Source organism: Candidatus Magnetaquiglobus chichijimensis (genome assembly GCF_045865675.1).
GTDB lineage: Bacteria > Pseudomonadota > Magnetococcia > Magnetococcales > Magnetaquicoccaceae > Magnetaquiglobus > Magnetaquiglobus chichijimensis.
Map to the genome: position 1 here is coordinate 113,651 of NZ_BAAFGK010000004.1, position 17,832 is coordinate 131,482.

The 17,832-nt window shown below is 61.8% G+C and carries 14 protein-coding genes; 7 read left to right on the forward strand and 7 right to left on the reverse strand.

The features are described from left to right. Positions 1-70: 70 nt before the first annotated feature. From ACOY6C_RS04995 to ACOY6C_RS05005, 3 genes are read right to left on the reverse strand one after another with little or no spacing between them, the layout of a single operon-like run. A complete protein-coding gene (locus tag ACOY6C_RS04995) occupies positions 71-862 on the reverse strand; it encodes an ABC transporter permease (protein ID WP_420904397.1) in 792 nt (263 codons plus the stop codon). Then, on the reverse strand, positions 859-1,827 hold the full coding sequence (locus ACOY6C_RS05000; protein WP_420904398.1) for an ABC transporter ATP-binding protein: 969 nt from the start codon (positions 1,825-1,827) through the stop codon (positions 859-861). The genes ACOY6C_RS04995 and ACOY6C_RS05000 overlap by 4 nt, the downstream gene beginning before the upstream one ends. After that, positions 1,814-2,890, reverse strand: a complete 1,077-nt coding sequence (locus tag ACOY6C_RS05005) for a hypothetical protein (RefSeq protein ID WP_420904399.1) — start codon at positions 2,888-2,890, stop codon at positions 1,814-1,816. Before ACOY6C_RS05005 ends, ACOY6C_RS05000 begins: the two co-directional genes overlap by 14 nt. A gap of 426 nt (positions 2,891-3,316) precedes the next feature. Here ACOY6C_RS05005 and ACOY6C_RS05010 point away from each other — a divergent pair, with 426 nt between their 5' ends. The 7 genes from ACOY6C_RS05010 (at position 3,317) to ACOY6C_RS05040 (ending at position 8,905) form a co-directional block, all read left to right on the forward strand. Then, the gene (locus ACOY6C_RS05010; RefSeq protein ID WP_420904400.1) at positions 3,317-3,478 is read left to right on the forward strand and encodes a hypothetical protein; all 162 of its coding nucleotides are present in this window, start codon (positions 3,317-3,319) and stop codon (positions 3,476-3,478) included. 57 nt (positions 3,479-3,535) lie between these two features. Continuing rightward, positions 3,536-4,072: a cupredoxin domain-containing protein gene (locus tag ACOY6C_RS05015; RefSeq protein ID WP_420904401.1), complete on the forward strand. Its 537-nt coding sequence runs from the start codon at positions 3,536-3,538 to the stop codon at positions 4,070-4,072. 14 nt (positions 4,073-4,086) lie between these two features. Next, positions 4,087-5,817 carry a cbb3-type cytochrome c oxidase subunit I gene (locus ACOY6C_RS05020; RefSeq protein WP_420904402.1) on the forward strand — a complete coding sequence of 577 codons (1,731 nt, stop codon included), beginning with the start codon at positions 4,087-4,089 and terminating at the stop codon, positions 5,815-5,817. 124 nt (positions 5,818-5,941) lie between these two features. Continuing rightward, positions 5,942-6,817, forward strand: a complete 876-nt coding sequence (cyoE, locus tag ACOY6C_RS05025; RefSeq protein ID WP_420904403.1) for a heme o synthase — start codon at positions 5,942-5,944, stop codon at positions 6,815-6,817. Between the two features lie 77 nt (positions 6,818-6,894). After that, positions 6,895-7,773, forward strand: a complete 879-nt coding sequence (locus ACOY6C_RS05030) for an SCO family protein (protein ID WP_420904404.1) — start codon at positions 6,895-6,897, stop codon at positions 7,771-7,773. A 102-nt stretch (positions 7,774-7,875) separates the two neighbouring features. Further along, on the forward strand, positions 7,876-8,067 hold the full coding sequence (locus tag ACOY6C_RS05035) for a hypothetical protein (protein WP_420904405.1): 192 nt from the start codon (positions 7,876-7,878) through the stop codon (positions 8,065-8,067). A 40-nt stretch (positions 8,068-8,107) separates the two neighbouring features. Further along, positions 8,108-8,905 (forward strand): uracil-DNA glycosylase, encoded by a 798-nt coding sequence (locus ACOY6C_RS05040; RefSeq protein ID WP_420904406.1) that lies wholly within the window; start codon positions 8,108-8,110, stop codon positions 8,903-8,905. A gap of 69 nt (positions 8,906-8,974) precedes the next feature. On the opposite strand, the gene ACOY6C_RS05045 is transcribed toward ACOY6C_RS05040, so the two are convergent. From ACOY6C_RS05045 to ACOY6C_RS05060, 4 genes are all read right to left on the reverse strand, one after another. Next, entirely contained in the window at positions 8,975-10,900 is a 1,926-nt protein-coding gene (locus ACOY6C_RS05045; RefSeq protein WP_420904407.1) for an AAA family ATPase, read from the reverse strand. Between the two features lie 19 nt (positions 10,901-10,919). Then, the gene (locus ACOY6C_RS05050) at positions 10,920-12,347 is read right to left on the reverse strand and encodes an HlyD family type I secretion periplasmic adaptor subunit (RefSeq protein WP_420904408.1); all 1,428 of its coding nucleotides are present in this window, start codon (positions 12,345-12,347) and stop codon (positions 10,920-10,922) included. A gap of 124 nt (positions 12,348-12,471) precedes the next feature. Next, positions 12,472-16,413 carry an ATP-binding cassette domain-containing protein gene (locus tag ACOY6C_RS05055; protein ID WP_420904409.1) on the reverse strand — a complete coding sequence of 1,314 codons (3,942 nt, stop codon included), beginning with the start codon at positions 16,411-16,413 and terminating at the stop codon, positions 12,472-12,474. 51 nt (positions 16,414-16,464) lie between these two features. After that, the gene (locus tag ACOY6C_RS05060) at positions 16,465-17,790 is read right to left on the reverse strand and encodes an HlyD family type I secretion periplasmic adaptor subunit (RefSeq protein WP_420904410.1); all 1,326 of its coding nucleotides are present in this window, start codon (positions 17,788-17,790) and stop codon (positions 16,465-16,467) included. Positions 17,791-17,832: the final 42 nt, after the last annotated feature.

Consider the following 17,832-nt stretch of genomic DNA (forward strand, 5'->3'; position numbering starts at 1 on the left):
GCGTGAGCGGAATGGAAAAAACCGCCATCAGGATAAACGGAGCGGACGCCTGGGGCAAGTTCCCGGTTCGTCACCGGGGAGGAGGGGGAGCGCCCCGTTCCAGGCGGTTGACGCGCCACAGGGCCAGCAGGAGGCAGAGGCCTGCCCAGGCGGCGGCGATGGTGAGCGCGGTCCAGTAGTGGGGATCGGTGAGGAACACCCCCGGCGCCTGATAGAGCGGGGCGCGGATCAGGGTGAGGGCGTGGGTGACCGGATTGACGATCATCAGCGTCCAGAGCCAGCCGGTGGAGGGGTCGAGGGGAAACAGGGCGCCGGAGAGCATCCACATCGGCATCAGGAACACCGACATGATGGCGTGGAATCCCGAGGTGCTCTCCATGTTCCAGGCGATCAGGAAGCCGAGCGCCGTGAAGCCCAGGCAGGCGACCAGAAAGCCGAAGAGGATCCAGATCACGCCGCTTGCCGTCAGGGTGATGCCGATGAAGGGGGCGGCGAGCAGCAGGGGCACGGCCTGGAACAGGGCGACGCCGATGCCGCCTGTCACCTTGCCGAGCACGATGGTGATGCGCGGTGCCGGGGAGGCGAGCACCCCCTGCATCAGTCCCTGGGCGCGATCCTCGATCAGGGTGATGGTCGAGAAGATGCCGGCAAAGAGCATGAGCATCAACAGCACGCCTGGATAGAAATATTCGATGTAGGAGAGCTGCTCCATGCCCGGCGCGCGGAAGCTCGGCGCGAATCCCGCCCCCAGCAGGGCCCACATCAGCAGCGGTTGGGCAAGACTGCCCACCACCCGTTCCGGCTGGCGGAAAAAGCGCACCATCTCGCGGCGTGCCAGGGAGAGGGTGGGACGGAGGATCATGGGTTCTCCTCCTCGTCACGGGCCAGGGCGCGACCGGTCAGGTGGATGTAGAGATCCTCCAGGGAGGGTTGCTTGAGGGCCAGGGTGTGGATCTTCTCGCGGTGGTGTTTGAGCAGGGTATCCATGATGACGGGCAATTCCGCGCCTTGAATGCGCAGTTCGTGGTTCTGGATTTGGGTTTTCAACCCTGGATGGTCGTTCAAACCGGCGGCGAGTTGTTCAGGCTCGTCGCAGTCGATGACCAGCAGTTCCTCGCCGAGGCGCCGGGTGAGATCGCGTGGCGTATCCAGGGCCAGCAGTCTGCCGTGGCGCAGGATGCCCACCTGGTCGGCCTGCTCGGCCTCGGCGAAGATGTGGCTGGTCATGAGAATCGTCACCCCGTGGCGGTTTTTCAGGCGGCGCAGGGTGGCCAGAAAGGCGCTCCGTCCCCCTGGATCGAGTCCCACGGTCGGTTCGTCGAGAATCAGCAGGGCGGGATCGTGGAGCAGCACCTTGATCAGTTCGGCCTGACGGGCCAACCCGCCCGACAGGGTGGCCACCCGGTCGTTCAGGCGTCCGCCCAGATCGCCCCAGGTCAGGGCCGCCTCGAGTCGGGCCTGAAACAGATCGTTTGGCAGGTCGTGCAGATCGGCGTGGATCTTGAGGTTTTCCAGCACGGTCATGTGTTTGTCGAGGGCAGGGCGCTGGAACACCACCCCCATGCCGCGTCGGGCGGCATGGGGGTGGGCGATCAGGTCGTGGTCGAGGATCCGGATCGATCCTTCCGACGGCAGCAGCAATCCGCTCAAGATCTTGAACAGGGTGGATTTTCCACTGCCGTTGGGTCCGGTGAGCACGAAAAAACAGCCGCGCGGAATGGTCAGGTCCAGTCCGTCCAGGGCCAGGCGGGGTGGTTGGCGTCGTCGGCCCGGATAGGCGTGGGTGAGTCCCGCGATGCGGACGGCGGGTGAATCAGGCGGGGTCACGGGCCTGTCCCTTTTGATGGGCGGCGACGAACAGCACCGACAGGAGCAGCCAGGCGACGCCACCCATCCGCCAGAACTCCGTCCACGGCAGAAAGAGCCCCATGGCGGGCAGGGCGACGCTGGCCAGATACAGGGCCAGATGCACCACCCCCAGACGACCCGGATTGCGGTGTTCGTAGATGCCGAGCAGTTGTCCCAGGGTCCAGCCGGGCAGGATCAAGACTCCGAACAGGAACCGGGTCCGTTCGTCGGGCACCAGGGGCCAGGTGCTCAGAACCAGGAAAGCCGCCACCCCCAACAGATCCCCGGCGCGCCAGAAGCGGTTGTTGTGGGCATGGGCCGAAATCATGGCGATGGTGGCGAACCCAGGCAACACGCATGGCCAGAGCCAGTAATCCCCGGCATTGGGGTTGAAGAGCATCCATGGGATGAAACACAGCGAAAGGAAGGCGCCGATCACCACGGACATGGGCAGGGTGTCGTCGTGTCGGGCACGGGTGGCGCTGGTGCTCCGGCGCAGGGCCATGAGCATCAAGCCGGCCCAGCCGTAGATCCCCAGGGTCAGATGGACGCCCACCATGGACATGCGGTCGAACGCCATGAAACCGTGGGCGTACTCCCCCAGAAAGATCCCGCCCAGGATCAGGACTGCGGTCAGGGAGAGGATGGAGAGTTTCAGGATGAGGATCAAGCCGTCGTGACGGGTGGCTGCAAAGAGCATCCGTCCGGCCTGGAGGATGAAGAATCCGATCCCCAGTCCCACCCCGGCGGAGGCGGCGAGCAGGTTCCAGCGGTGCATGTCGGTGCCGATGCCCAGGAATACGGTCAGCGCGCCGAGCGACAGGAAGAAAAGGGTCCAGCGGTTCAGACCGGGCCAGGGGAGGGGCTGGCCGGTCCAGTAGGGCAGACGTTCCAGCGCCAGGCCGATCAGGCTCATGGTCAACACGCCGAGCACATAGAGATGGATCGTGGCCACCGTGGCCGGCAGCAGGAGGTGTTCATGCACCCGGTCACCCCAGACCACCAGGACCGCGCCGGCCAAGGCGTGAAACAGGACGGCCACGCGCGTGAAACCGCGTGACACGGGTTGGGATGATTGGTCTGGCGTGGTGGAAGGTGTCAAGGTTTGGTTCCCGCGGGTTGGGCTGCACGGTTCGGATGGTGGGTGGACCGGTAAAATTCGGATCATGCATTGGAAATCGGATGAAATAACAGTGTGCAACAGAGTACGTGAGCGCGTCAAGCGTCGGGGTTGGCGAGGCGCGATGTGGTAAAATTCGTTTTTTTTGATCTTCCTTGATGCAGGTCAAGGAATACGTGTCATGACTGCATTAAATTGCGACGATCGAAAGAGGCGCGGTTGGTTGTTATTCCGTGAAACGCCCTTGCGGAGATTTTCACGGATGGGGGCGTGGGGTCGCTCCCCAAGAATTTCCCGATAAAGATCGTTTATTTATCAACTTCTACACTCCAAGGCGAGGACATTATCATGCAAAAAATCGAAGACGACGACCCGAACGAGCCAGTACCCGGCATGCAACAGCTTTTGGATAACCCCTTCATGCTGCTGCTGATTGGTGTTCTTTTTCCCACGGTCTTCTATCTCCTGTGGGGGATCATGGAGATCATTTCCATCCCAGCCGTGAAATAAACTTTCAAAATTCAAAGGAACATCTATGCGCAATTACATTGGAAGGAGGGTTATCGCATGAGCATTCTGCCTCCCTCGCGGAGACTCTGGTGGAAGGAACCGGTCCACGGCATCGAGATGATCTGGATCATCATCGCCTTGTTGTGGTGTCTGGTGCTCTTCCTGTGGATGCCTTACTGGCATCTGTATGGCAAGCAAAACCTCTCCAACGAATCCTACAAGACCCCGCCCGAGGTGTTCGAGTCCAAGGCCAACGCCATGGCCAAGGCCCATACCGTGCGCACCGACGCCAAGTCCAACATCCCGGTGGTCCATCCCCCGGCGGGCAGCGATGTCTACATGCTGGGTCGTCTCTGGCAGTGGTGGCCGATCCTGGAGCTGGAGAAGAACAAATCCTATCGCCTGCATATCTCCTCCCTGGATTGGCAGCATGGCTTCTCCCTGCAACCGACCAACATCAATCTCCAGATCCTGCCTGGTTACGAGACCGTCGTCACCATCACCCCGGACCAATCGGGTGAGTTCGCCATCGTCTGCAACGAATATTGCGGCGTCGGCCATCACACCATGTTGGGCAAGATCTTCGTGAAATAAGGGAGAGCGCATACATGGCCGCCAAAATGTTTCGTCAATGCCCGGATACGGGCCTGTTTTTCCACAAATCGGCTGAATCGCTCATGAAGGCTCATGCCGTCTTCGGCGTGGTCTATCTGCTGTTGGGCGGTATCCTGGGTCTGCTCGTCGCCTTGACCCGCATGCCCTCCCTGCACATCCTGAGCGCGGAGAACTTCTATCTGGCCCTCTCCATCCATGGAACGGCCATCCTGATCTTCTGGATCATCTTCTTCGAAATGGCGGTGCTCTATTTCGCATCGTCCACGCTGCTGCGCACCCGGCCTGCGACGCCCGGAATCGGCTGGATCGGCTTTTTGCTGATGGTGGCCGGCTCCACGCTGACCATGGTCGCCTTCCTGCGCGGCAACTCGAGCGTCATGTTCACCTCCTACGTGCCGATGCCGGCGGAGCCGATCTTCTACCTCGGCCTGATCCTGTTCGCCGTGGGCGCGCTGATCGGTTGCTTCCTCTTCCTGGCCACCCTCGTGGTCGCCAAGCAGGAGAAGACCTATGACGGCTCCATCCCGCTGGTCACCTTTGGCGCTCTCACCGCCACCATCATCGCCATCTTCACCATCGCCTCGGGCGCCGTGATCCTGATCCCGACGCTGCTGTGGTCCCTGGGCTTCATCAACCACATCGATCCGCTGATGTACCGCACCATCTGGTGGGCTCTGGGTCACTCCTCCCAGCAGATCAACGTGGCGGCCCACGTCTCCATCTGGTATGCCATCGCCGCCATCCTGTTCGGCGCCCGTCCCATGTCGGAGAAGGTCAGCCGTACCGCCTTCCTGCTCTACATCCTCTTTCTGCAACTGGCCAGTGCGCACCACATCCTGGCCGATCCGGGCGTCAGCTCCACCTGGAAGGTCTTCAACACCAGCTATGCCATGTATCTGGCCGTGCTCGCCAGCATGATCCATGGTCTGACCGTGCCGGGCTGCATCGAAGTCGCCCAACGCAAGAAAGGCTTCAACAACGGCCTGTTCGAGTGGCTGCGCAAGGCTCCCTGGGCCAACCCGGTCTTCTCGAGCATGTTCATCTCCCTGATCGTGTTCGGCTTCATCGGCGGCATCACCGGCGTGGTCATGGGTACCGAGCAGATCAACCTGATCATCCACAACACCATCTTCGTGCCCGGTCACTTCCATGCGACCGTCGCGGTCGGCACCACCATGGCCTTCATGGCGATCACCTTCTTCCTGATCCCGGTGCTGTTCCGGCGCCAGCTGATCTGGCCGAACGCCTGCAAATGGCAGCCCTACATCTTCGGCGGCGGCATGCTGATCCTCATCCTGTTCCTGCTCGGCGCCGGCACCCTGGGTGTCCCGCGTCGTCACTGGGACATCAACTTCTCGGATGCGGCCCTGCAATTCCAGTTCGCGGGAACCGCCGTCACCATGATGGGTATCGCCGGTCTCGGTGGTCTGCTGGCAGCCGTGGGTGGCGGGTTGTTCTGCCTGATCGCCGTGGGTTCGCTGGTCTTCGGCAAGCGTCTGGATCCGGGCGCCAGCCTGTTTTCCAGCTTCGGCTTCCCGATGGCCTCCTCCTGCTACACCATCGAGCAGCCCGGCAAGCTGGGTCTGGCCCCGATCGAGCAGGCCGGTGACGGCGGCGCCCAGGCCAAGGGTACCTTCGTGCTGGCCCTGGTCTTCCTGGCATCCTTCGTCATCTACTTCTTCATCAACGCCAAGTATCTTTCGTCGATCTGGCCGATGAACTGATACGATTTTCACCCCGGGATGGGCTTTCGGGCCCATCCCGGGTTCTCCGTCTTGCGCAATTTATTCTTGTTTGTTAGCCTTCCATTGATTTAATCAAGTTTTTCTCGATATTTTTTCAAGAGGCATGGGCATGTTCTCCCTGGTCAAGCAGATCCTGATTCTCTTCAAGCTGCGCATCGGCGTGGCCATGGCCCTGACCGCCGGGGCCGGCATCGTCGCGATGCCCGGACCTGCCCCTTCCGCGTTCGAGATCACCCTGTTGATCGTGGCCGTGCTGCTCTCCGCCGGCGCGGCGGGCGGGCTGAACCATTACCACGACCACGACATCGATGCCCGCATGGAGCGAACCCGCAACCGGCCTTTCGTCACCGGCGCCCTGCCGCACTCCCCGTCGTGGCTGCTCTTCTTCGCGCTGCTGGTGGTGGTCCCGGTCGGGCTGGTGTGGCATTACATCAACCCGGTCGCGGCCATCCATGTCTTCATGGGGGCCTTTTTTTACGGCGTGGTCTATACGGTCTGGCTTAAGCGGCGCACCTGGCTCAACATCGTCATCGGTGGTCTGGCCGGCAGCTTCGCCATCCTCTCCGGAACCGCCATTCTCCATCCGGAACCGACTCCGTTGGCCATGTCCCTGGCCTTCATCCTCTTTCTGTGGACCCCGCCGCACTTCTGGAGCCTCGCCATCGCCTTGAAAAAGGAGTACGACCAGGCCGGCATCCCGATGCTCCCGGTGGTGGCCGGCGAGTCTCACGCGGCCCGCACCGTCTTTTTCAACACCGTGCTGTTGGCCATCGCCTCCCTGCTCCCGGCCTTTTTCGGCATGGGTTGGGTCTATCTGCTCGGCGCCCTGACCGGAAGCGCGATCTTCTTGGCGAAAAGCTGGCGTCTGGTGCATAATCCCACCTCGTCCCAGGCGATGGTCAGCTTTCGCGCCTCCCTGATCCAGCTTGCGCTTTTTTTGGCCGCTCTCTACATCGAGGGCAGTCTCATTCCGGTTTGAGCGCGCTTTCGGATTTTCAGCCGCGTCGCTTCATCCACGTCTGCCGTGCAGGGTCTCCATCGGCTGAGGTCTGTGTCATGTTTGTCCACGCGGGTTTACAGATCCGTTCCCTCTTGATGATCGTCCTGGTCGGGATCTGGTGCGTTCCTGGTCTGTCGCGGGCCGAGGCCCCGGTGGGCAAGGGGCGTGATCCGGTCTTCAACGCCCAGGCGGCGGTGGAGGCCAGTCAGGCCGCCATCGGGCGCACCCTGGAGGCCTACACCTTCACCAATCCGGCGGGCGAGAAGGTGGAACTCTCCACCTTTCTCGGCAAGCCTCTGATCATCAGCCTGATCTACACCAGTTGCTATCACACCTGCTCGATCGCCACCCGTTATCTGGCCTCGGTGGTGGAAAAGGCCCGCGAGGGGTTTGGCGAGCAGAGTTTCAACGTCGTCAGCATCGGTTTCGACACCCGTTACGACAAGCCGAAAGCCATGGCCCACTTCGGTCGGCAGCAGGGGATCGAGAAACAGCCGAACTGGACTCTGTTGAGCGGCTCTCCGGAGACCCTCACCCGGTTGACCCATCAACTCGGCTTCGTCTTCGCCCCTTCTCCCAAAGGGTTTGACCATGTGGTGCAGGCCACCGTGGTCGATGCCCAGGGCAAGGTCTATCGCCAGGTGTATGGAGAGTCCTTTCAGACCCAGCTGCTCACCGAACCGCTGCGCACCCTCATCCTCGGTACCCCCTCCACTCTGGAGGAGACGCCGGTCGAGGAGTTGGTGCGTCGGGTGCGGTTTTTCTGCACCACCTATGATCCGTTAACCGATTCATATCGTTTCGATTATTCCATTTTCGTCGGCATGTTCTGCGGTGGAACGGTGATTCTGGGCACGCTTTACTGGGTGTTGCGCGAGTGGTTGCGCGCGCGTCGCAGAGCACGCAAAAGACCTATTGAAACCGAGGGCTTTTGACGCCTGACATGCAAACCCTTGACAATTCGAATGAAGAGATCTTGGCAGGGAAAATGCTATTCTTGGCATGAGAATCACAACCCCCGCTGCAAGGAGTCTCTTATGGAAGCTTTACGCATCATATCCAAGAAAAACGATTACGAAATTTACGATACCATTGAAAAAATGACCGTAATTAAAGGAATCGAGACCTATCAAACCGCTCTGATCCTGCAAAGAAAACTCATGAAACTCAAGCAGGATGCCGCCGCCTATTCGATGCGTCCGACCCATCATCGTGCGTCCTTGATGTGATCGGGTTGTTCCGACCCGCGTCCCGGTGAGGATCCAGCCCATGGATACCCGATCTGCCCTTTTGTCCACGTTGCGGTACTGGCGTGCGTGTGGGATTGATCGACTCACCGGGGAGGCGTGGGGATGGCAGCATCCTCCATTAAAGCTTCCCGTCACGCCTGTTCCCCGTTTATCCGTTCCGATCGTGCCCGAGGTTGCGCCGGTTCCGCCCAGCGTGATCGATGAGCCGGTGCCTGTTTCGCTGGATCGTCTGCTGACGTCACCTTTGCCGTTGGATGAGCGGGTGGCGTTGTTGGCCGAGCGGGCTGGGCGTGTGGCCGGTTGTCAGGCTTGCGCGCTTTCATTGACCCGGCGCAAGGCGTTGTATGGGGGTGGTCCTGCGGATGCGCCGGTGGTGTGGATCATCGATGCGCCGGGTGAGGCGGAGGAGTCCAAGGGGATGGCCTTGGCTGGGGATGGTCGGGAGTTGTTCGAGGGGATGTTGCGTGGTTTGGGGTTGGGGCGGCAGGAGGTGTATGTCACCCATCTGGTCAAGTGTCGTCCGCCGGCGGATCGGGCGCCGAGGGGGGATGAGATACGGTTGTGTCAGGGGTATTGGATCGAGGAGTTGGAGACGATCCGTCCCAGAGCGATCGTGGCGTTGGGCAAGGTGGTGGTGGAGACGTTGTTGGGGGATGTGGGGCGGTTGACCAAGGCGCGCGGGCAGGTGCATGTATGGCGCGGCATTCCGGTGATCGCGACCTATCATCCGACCTATTGTTTGCGTGCGCCGTTGTCGAAGCGGGCGTTGTGGGAGGATTTGTTGTTGTTGAAGAAGCGGTTGGACGGAGTGGAGTAGGTCGGTGAGGCGTGGCAGGGCGGTGGGATGCTCATCCGTCATCACGGAGGGGCAGAACGCATCCCGGCCTCACCTCAAATCCCGTTCAGGCAGGGTCTTGCGAATCGCGGCACGCACCATCTCGTTGCCGAACGAAATGACCCGCACCGTCCCGCGCGTCGCGAAACGCAACAAACCCGCCTGTTCCAGATGATTGACACTGGCCTCCGTGGTGGCCCCATCCCCATGCAGATTCCAGGCAAGCAACTCCTCCATCGGCACCTCGTGAGGGCTGGCCGCCAAGGCGCGGATCAACTTCCAGTCCATGCCGGTCAAGGCATGCAACCGCTCCATCACCGTGCAGAAAAGCGACTCGGGAAACAGATCCTGGGCCTGAATGGTCTCCTGAAGCGCCGATTTCTTCATCCCGGCCAGATGCTGGGCGATCTCCACCGCGAACAACGGTACCCCGCGACTCCACTCCAACAACATGTCGATCTGTACCGCGTCCAACCGCTTGGCAACCGGCATCTGCTTCAACAACCGCAAAATGTCCCGGTTGGGCAGACGCATCAGGGAGAGCACGCTGAACGACAGATGATTGGCCAGGGAACGCAACTCCGCCTTGCGTCCCGACAGGATCAACCACACCTTCGTATGATTCAGGCGACCCGCCAGACCCGGCAACAACAGACGCGAGTAGGGATCGCTCCACTGGGCGTTGTCGATGTGGACGATCACCGCGTGCGGACTGGCGGAAAACAGGGTGAGCAGAAATTCGGTCAGCTCGGAGTGCAGGGCATCCCCCTGCTGCATGCGCGGAGGGGGCTCGGTCTCCTGCGCCAGGGCCAGAAACCGCTTGCCGATGCGATTCCAGGGCACCGGCAAACGGCTCATCCACTCTTCCAGATGGTTCCAGCGTGTACGCGCTGGAAGGGTGCGATCGGTCTGGGCCAGACTCTCCAGAATCGGCACGAACGGATGCAGGGGAATGGTGCGCGCCACGGTGTGACAGGTGCCGGCGAGCCAGAGGATCTCCTTGCGCTGGGCGGTCTCCATGCGCAACTGACGCACCAGCCGGGTCTCGCCGAAACCAACCTCGCCCACCACCAGGGTCGATTCCGAGTCGCCGCGCATGAGCTTGGCCACCCGGCGATGCAGTTCGTCGAGTTCGGTGTCGCGACCCACGAAGGGGGTGTTCGCGGCGATCGGGACAGGGTGGAAGTGGTTGTTGAGCACCCCGCAGCCCGGAAAGAGGGTCGAGATCAGACCGTGCCGGGCGAACAGACGATCGAGATCCTGCGCCGTGCCGGGGGAGAGATGAATGCCGTGTCCGATGGTCCGGACTCCGGATCCGGTGAAATCCGGATGGTGCAGATCTCCCTGCAAGGTGGTGTTGTGGCCATCGGTGGAGCTGACCACCTGCACCGAATAGACCATCACCCGCACCCAGTCGGCGAGCGGGACCAGCTCCGGGAACCCCTTTTCCAGCTCATCCATGATCATGCCGGCGCAACAGACGGCGCGCAGGGCGTCGTCCTCGCGGACGATCCGCGCGCCGAACAGCACCAGGGGGCCTTCGATACTCCCCTGCACCACCCCTTCGAAGCGCCGCGCGGCCAAGGCGCAGCACTCGCGCAGCAGACGGTTCAGACGGTTGTAGGCCTCGGTGCCCAGGCGGTGCAGCAGGAGACTCGGGGCATGGGGACGCATGCCGACGCAGTGCAACGGCTGCAACAACGCCGAGTTGACCGGGGCGCGGACGACGCTTCGGGTGCGCCCGGCGTCATCTTTTTGCGCGGGGGAGAGAAACAGAAACTCCTCCTCGGCGCGGGTGACCATCTGGGCGGCCTTGGTGCGGTTGTTGACCTTGAGGCGGCGGAAGATCTCCACCAGATGCTGTTTGACCGTGCCATCGGAGATCTCCAGCCGGCGCGCGACCTCCTTGTTGCTGTATCCGGCCTGGATCAGCTTCAAGATTTCGATCTGACGCTTGGTCAGGGGCAGTGGTTCCATGTCCGAGGCACCGTTGGTGTCAGGTTGATGCGAAAAACGTGCAGGATGGGGCAGCCCCCGTCAATCCTCCCCCCGTGGAACTCCCTGACGGGAGATCGAAAAGCTGGTGGATGGCCTGCCAGATCGTCGCCAGTTCATCCAGGAGCGAGGCGTGTCGTTCCGGACGGGTGAGCGGGTTGAGGATGTAGGAGAGAATGGTGCGGCTTCCCGAGATGATGTCAGCCTTGGCTTTCATGCCCGGCACGATGGCGTGTCCGGCTCCCGGTTCTCCGACGAACAGGCGATCGGGCTTGACGATTCCTTTATAGAAGACCGAGCCGTCCTTGTCCATCCGCGTGAAGGGCGAAAGCGAAATCAACCGTCCCTCGACCCCGCCGAACCGGTTGAGATCAAAGCTGGTCACCTGAATGGCCACGGTCTGTCCGGGGTGCACATAGCCGATATCCTTGGGGGAGATGTTGACCTCCAGTTGCAGGGTATCCTCTTCGGGCACGATCTCCATGAGCACGTCGCGGGGACTGAACACCCCGCCCACGGTGGTGGCGCGGGAGTCCTGCACCTGACCATGGACCGGCGCGAAGATGTCCAGGTTGTTGCGGCGGTCGCGCAGGCGTTCCAACAGGGTGGTCACCTGGCTGATTTCGTTCTTGACCCCGCCCAGTTCCTGACTGGCTTGATTGCGCAGCTCCTTTTCATAGGAACCGCGCTTGGCCAGAACCTCATCGAGGGCGCTCTGATTCTGTTGGATCTGCACCCGCAACGTTTTGACCTTGCCGGTGCTGTCCGTGTAGACCCGCTTGGACTCCAACTGGGAGAGGCGCGAGATGAGGTTTTTCTTGCCCAGGTTCTCCTTCAACTCCAAAAGATCTCCATCGACCTCCGCGCTTTTTTCCATGTTGCGCAGATTCTGGGAGGCCAGTTCGATTTCGGTGCGTTTCTGTTGGATCTGGGAGTCGAAGACCCACAAACTTTTCTCCCGTACCTGGTTCTGGGTATCCAGCAGGCTGCGTTGCTCGCGGATCACATCGATGTATTTGTTCGGAATGCCGGTGAAGTCAGGCTCGGTTCCGGCCAGGAACGCCTCCAGACGGGTTTTTCTGGCCTTGAGTCCCATCAGCCGCGCCTCGACCTGGCTCTCCTCGGCCTCGGCCTGGGCATTTTTCAGGCGGGCCAAAAGCTCCCCCTTGCGCACGTTTTGACCGTTGACCACGGTGATTTCGGTCAGAATGCCGCTCTCTGCGGGCTGGATGCGCCGTACTCCGAGCGTTGGGAGAAACTCACCGGTCACCTTGACCGCCTCGTTGGCCTGGATGACCGCCGCGAGCCACAGCAACAGGAGCGTCACCAGCAGGGTGGCGACCAGCACCAGCTTCACCGAGCCGGAGACACCGGACTCCTCGAGGATTTGCGCCTCGCTCAAGTGTCTGGAAAAACGGTTTGTGAACATGATAATGGGCTCCTGATTACCATGGAACTCCCGAAGGGAAGGTCCATGGTACGGGGGGTGAGGGGGCTATCCCCCCATCATGCAAGTTGGACCCGTGACCAGCCAACCGGCCAGACTGGCGCGACTACACGAATGATCTGGGCAGAAGTTTTTCGATTTCCGCCGGCGGGCCGGCGGCGCGCAGATAGCCCCGATCGAGAAAGAGCACCTGATCGGCCAGTTTCAAGTGGCTGGGTCGGTGGGTGACGATGAAGATGGTGGTGGTGCCACGCATCTCCTGCACCGCCTGTCGGAACAGGGCTTCGCTCTTGGCGTCCATGTTGTTGGCCGGCTCGTCGAAAAGCATGATGCGGCTTTTTTTCAACAGGGCTCGCGCCAGGGAGAGCCGCTGCTTGAAGCCGGCGGAGAGCTGATCGCTGCGGCTGTCCTGAAGGCGCGATTCGAACCCCTTGGGCATCTGCATGATCTCTTCGAGCAGCCCGGCGCGCGCGCAGGCCTCGCGCAGCTCCTCGTCGCTGGCGTCCGGGCGCACCAGACGCAGATTCTGGGCCACGGAACCGAAGAAGATGTCGCACTGCTGGGGCAGATAACCGATGGCGTGGCGCAACTGCAAGGCATTGATCTGCCGGATGTCGTTGTTGTCGATCAGCACGCTGCCGGCCTGGGGGTCGTAGAGTCCCAGGATCATTTTGATCAGGGTGGATTTTCCCGAGCCGTTGGCTCCGATCACCGCCACCACCGAGCCGGCGGAAACCCGGAACGAAACGCCCACCAGGGCCGGTTCCGCGTCCGAGGAGTAGCGGAACGAGACGCGCGCGAAGGCGATCTCCCCCTGGAACTCCTTGCGCGCCTTGGAGAGCGAACCAAAGCCCCGTTCCGGTTTGAGTTCCATGAGCCGGTCGAGTTGGGTGACGCTGTTGACGATGCCGACGATCTTGGTGATGCCCAGAAAAAGGGTCTGAAGCGGCGAGAGGATCCGCCAGGTCATCAGCATCGAGGCGATCACCACGCCGGTATGGTTGATGTCCGAGGCGACCACCGAACGGGCGGTGTCGTTCATCACGCCGACGCCGGCGGCCATGGTCAACAGGCGCGCCAGGGTGGTCATGTGGTTGGAGAGCATCGCCAGCTTGAAGTTGGCCAGGGTGGCCTTGCCGGAGAGATCCCGGAACCGCTCGAACCAGATCTCCTCGGAATGGGTGCTCTGGATGGTCTGGATGCGGCTCAAGGCTTCGGTGAGAAAGGCTTGCAGGCGGGAGTTGTACTGGGATGCCAGATTCGAACGGATCTGGATCACCGGCAGCAGGGCGACGGCCACCAGCACCATGGCGGCGATCAGCAGCATCATCATGGCGATAACGTTCGGGCTGATGAACGACAGAGTGATCAGGAACAACAGGGTGGTCGGGATGTCGTAAAAAAGCATGGCCAGCGGTCCGGTCATGATTTCGCGGACCACCTCCAGGGAGCGCAGACGCGACACCTGGTTGCCGGCGGAGATCTGTTCGGTGAGGGCGGCGGGCAGACCGAGAATCTGGTTGAGGATGATGCCGCTCAACGAACGTTCCAGCTTGGTGCCGATGTAGGCGAGCAGATGGACGCGATGGATCCGTAACGAGGCATCCACCAGCAGGGCGAACAGGGTGCCGATCAGCATCACCATGCCGGTGGAGATCGAGCCGGTGGGGATCACCCGGTCGTAGACCACCATCACGTAGATCGGCATGGCGGTGGTCATGATGTTGCCGATGATGGTGATCGCCATGAGGTTCCAGATCAGCTGGCGAAACCGCAACAGTTGGGTCCGGACCCAGCCCATGCGCGTGGCCGGCTCCTCCTGGGGGGGGGAGAAGAAAAAGGCGGTCCCATGGCCTTCCAGTTCCACGACCGCGTTGGTCGATTCCGCCTCCGGACTGGCCACCACCATGGTGGTGGCGGACCGTTTTTCCTGGATCACCTCCACGCGCCCGTCGTCGAACACGAACAGAAACGGGGTCAGGCGCGCATCCACGGAGCCGATCTCGCCGCGCTCCATTTTGTGGGTGAAGTTCAGGTTGGCCATGACGTTGCAAAGACCGGTCAGGTCCAGTTCCCCCATCAGATGGGGGATCGCCTCGGCGAGTTGACGGCCCGTGCCGCGCCAGCGCAGGGACTCCAACAATCCGCCCAGACAATGGGTGAAGCGGTTCTTGCCAGGCATCTGGTCCAGAAGGAGACGCCAGTCCTCCCGGTGCCGGGGTGGGGATGCGATTTCGTCCGACGTCTCTCCGTCGGTGGGGATCGTCGGCGCAGGACCGTTCGGATTCTCCCGAGCCGATGGGTCCAGGCTGGCCGCGAGCAGGGCGGCATGGGGCAGCGTCGGAGCCGGGACCGCGGGGTCGCTGGCTGGCGGCGCGGGAGGATTGAGGGCGTCCATGAAGTTGGTCAGAGGGGCGAGCGTCCCATCCTTGAACTGATAGCACCGGTCGGTGATGCGCAACAGGGAGGGGCGTTCCGAGACCAGCAGCAGCGTGCAGCGCCCCTTGAGGGTCTCCAGATGGTTGCGCAGCAGGATGTCGCCTGCCGAGTCGATGGCGGTGTTGGCCTCGTCGAACAACAGGATTTTCGGCTCCATGGCCAGCACGCGGATGATGGCGATGCGCTGGATGACGCCGGCGGGCAGGATGTCCGACACCCCTTCGCCGATCGGGGTCTGATAGCCTTGCGGCATGCGCGCCACGATGGCATCCAGTCCCAGTTCGGTGGCGATCCGGAGGGCCGTGTGGTTGCGCGACTCGTTGAACATGGTGAGGTTTTCGAGCAACGTGGCGTTGAACAGCACCCCGACCTGGGGCACGTAGCCGATGCCGGCGTGCAGATGGGCCGGCAGTCGGGTACGGTTCACCCCGTCGATGCGCACCTCCCCCTCGGTGGGCAGCACCGCGCCGGCGATCAGTTTCAACAGCGTGGTCTTGCCATCCCCGCTCTTGCCGATCAGACCGATGCAACGGTTCGGCTCGATGGTGAGGGTGAGATCGTTGAACAGAGGGGCATCCTGATCGAAGCGACAGGTGACGTGGTGCAGCTCGATTCCCCCCTCGATCCCTTCCAGGGTGTCGGACTCGACGGGCGGCGGACGTTGCGGAAGCCCGAACAGTTCGTCGATTTGCGCCTTGGCCAACCGGGTCGATTGCAGCTTGGTCCAGCCGCGCACCAGGGTTTGCAGGGGTTGCATGATGCGACCGGCCAGCATGGTGCAGGCGGCCAGTCCGCCGGTGGTCATGTCGCCGTGGATCACCTGGAGCGCGCCCAGACCGACGATGAGGGCGGTGCTCGCCTGGCTGGCGAACGAGGAGAATACCGGGATGATGCCGCCGCGAAAGATGATGTCGTAGGTGTGGCGCAGCCCGCCGAGCTGCAACATCTCGTAGCGGCGCAGCATTTGCGCCTCCATGGCCATGGATTTCACGGCATGGATGCGGCTTAAGGTTTCGGTGATGAAGCTGAAGCGGCGCTGGTTGACGCGCATGTCGGTGTCGAGGGTCTTGTGGAGCTTTTCGCCCATCACCGAGGAGAAGATCGAGATGGCTCCCACCGAGAGCAGCGGGATCAACAGCAGGATGCCGCCGAGCTTGAAGATCATGAACAGAAACAGCAGCAGGAACGGGAGATCGAACAGGGCGATCATCGCCTGGCCGGAGTAGAGATCGCCGATGGTGTGGATGGCGTTCATCTGTTCCAGGTATTTGGCGCCATCGACCCGTTCGAACTCGCGGGGTTCGGCGAACAGCAGGCGGCGCAGCAGGCGACAGCTCCCCTTGTGGACGAAACGGGCGCCGATCCAGCCCACCACATGGGAGCGCAGGGTCTGGATGGCGCCATCCACCATCAGGGCGATCAGCACGGTGATCACCAGCATCGACAGGGTGTTGAGGGCCTGGTTCGGAATGATGCGGTTGAACACCTGCATCAACAGCAGGGGTACCATCAGTCCCAGTAAATTGATGAGCAGCGAGGTGATCCCCAGCACCACGATGGTGCCTGGTTGTCCCGCTCCTTCCGGCAGGCCGTGAATATCCTTGGGCATGAGACTCCTGATTACATATAAATTTCCGTATATACGGGGGATTCAGATCAATCAATGCTCCTTGAAGGCGTCGTGGACCGTGTTGAAAACCGGTTCCCACAGGATTTCGATCACCCGGCGCTGATCCAGGGAGATGTCCACCTGGGCGAGCATGCCGGGCAGGATCGGATTTTTGTCCGGGTCGTCGCCGAGATGGCCCTTGTCGAGGGTGACGATCCCTTTGTAGTAGGGCTCTTTCTTTTCGTCGAGCAGGGTGCTGGGCGACACCGAGGTGAGGACACCCTGGATGCGACCGAAATAGACGAACGAATAGCTGCTCAACTTGATGGTCACCGGGGCCCCGACCCGTACCCGTCCGATATCCTTGGGGGAGATGTGGATTTCGATCTGCATCCGGTCCCGAACCGGCACGATCCGGGTCAGGATGCCGCCGGGTGGCACCATTCGCGAGGTGATGTTCACCTCCTGGGCGATGCCGCCGACCGGCGCGCGGACTGTCAGACGGGTGGCGCGATCGAGGATCTCCAGGCGTTGTTCGCGTACCTGGGCCAGTTCGTTGGTGATCAGGGTCATCTCGTCGCTGGACTGGCGTCGGGCATCGGCTTCGGTCTGTTTGAGCCGGCCATGGGCCTCGGCGATGGCACCGCGGATGTTTTCGATCTGTTTGTTGATCCGTTTCACCTCGCCGAGGGCGGTCTCCCTGGCCTTGAGGGTCTCCAGATAGACGATGCGGGACACGGCTTTCTGCTGCAACAGGGTCTCGCGGATTTCGAGCATTCTGGAGGTCAGGGTGACCTGTCCACGGGCGGTGTCGAGGGCGGCGAGCAGGGATTGCAGCTCCGAGTTGCGTTGCGCGATCTGGGCGCGCACCACCTGTTTGGCGTTTTCCAGGGCGATCTCCTGTTCGGCCAGGGCCTGGCGCTGTCCATCGGCCAGCTTGCAGAAACGGGCCGGGATCGGGGAGAAATCGGCCTCCCAATTCTCGGCAAAGGCCCGCGCGCGGATGGCCCGCGCCTCCAGTCCGGCGATCCTGGCGTCGATCTGTTCCAGTTCGGCGTTCACCTGGGTTCCATCGAGACGGAAAAGGGGATCATTCGCCTTGACGATGGCATTTTCGCGCACTAATACTTCCTCGATGATCCCACCCTCGAGGTGCTGGATGGTATGCACCGATCCGCTCGGCATCACCTGACCCGGCGCGTTGGCCACCTCCTGGAGATGGGCCAGGAACGACCAGGCCAACAGGGGCAGAAACGCGAACAGGACGATTTTCCAGGTGTCGCGGATCAGGGCGGGCGCGGCCACGTCACGGTGGTTTCCCGTGATCTCCAGGGGACGGATGTGCGTGGGTGGCGGATTGTCTGGAAAAAGTTTCATGCCGGATGGGCGCTTTCGAGGTGTTTTGTTCCTGAAGGTTCG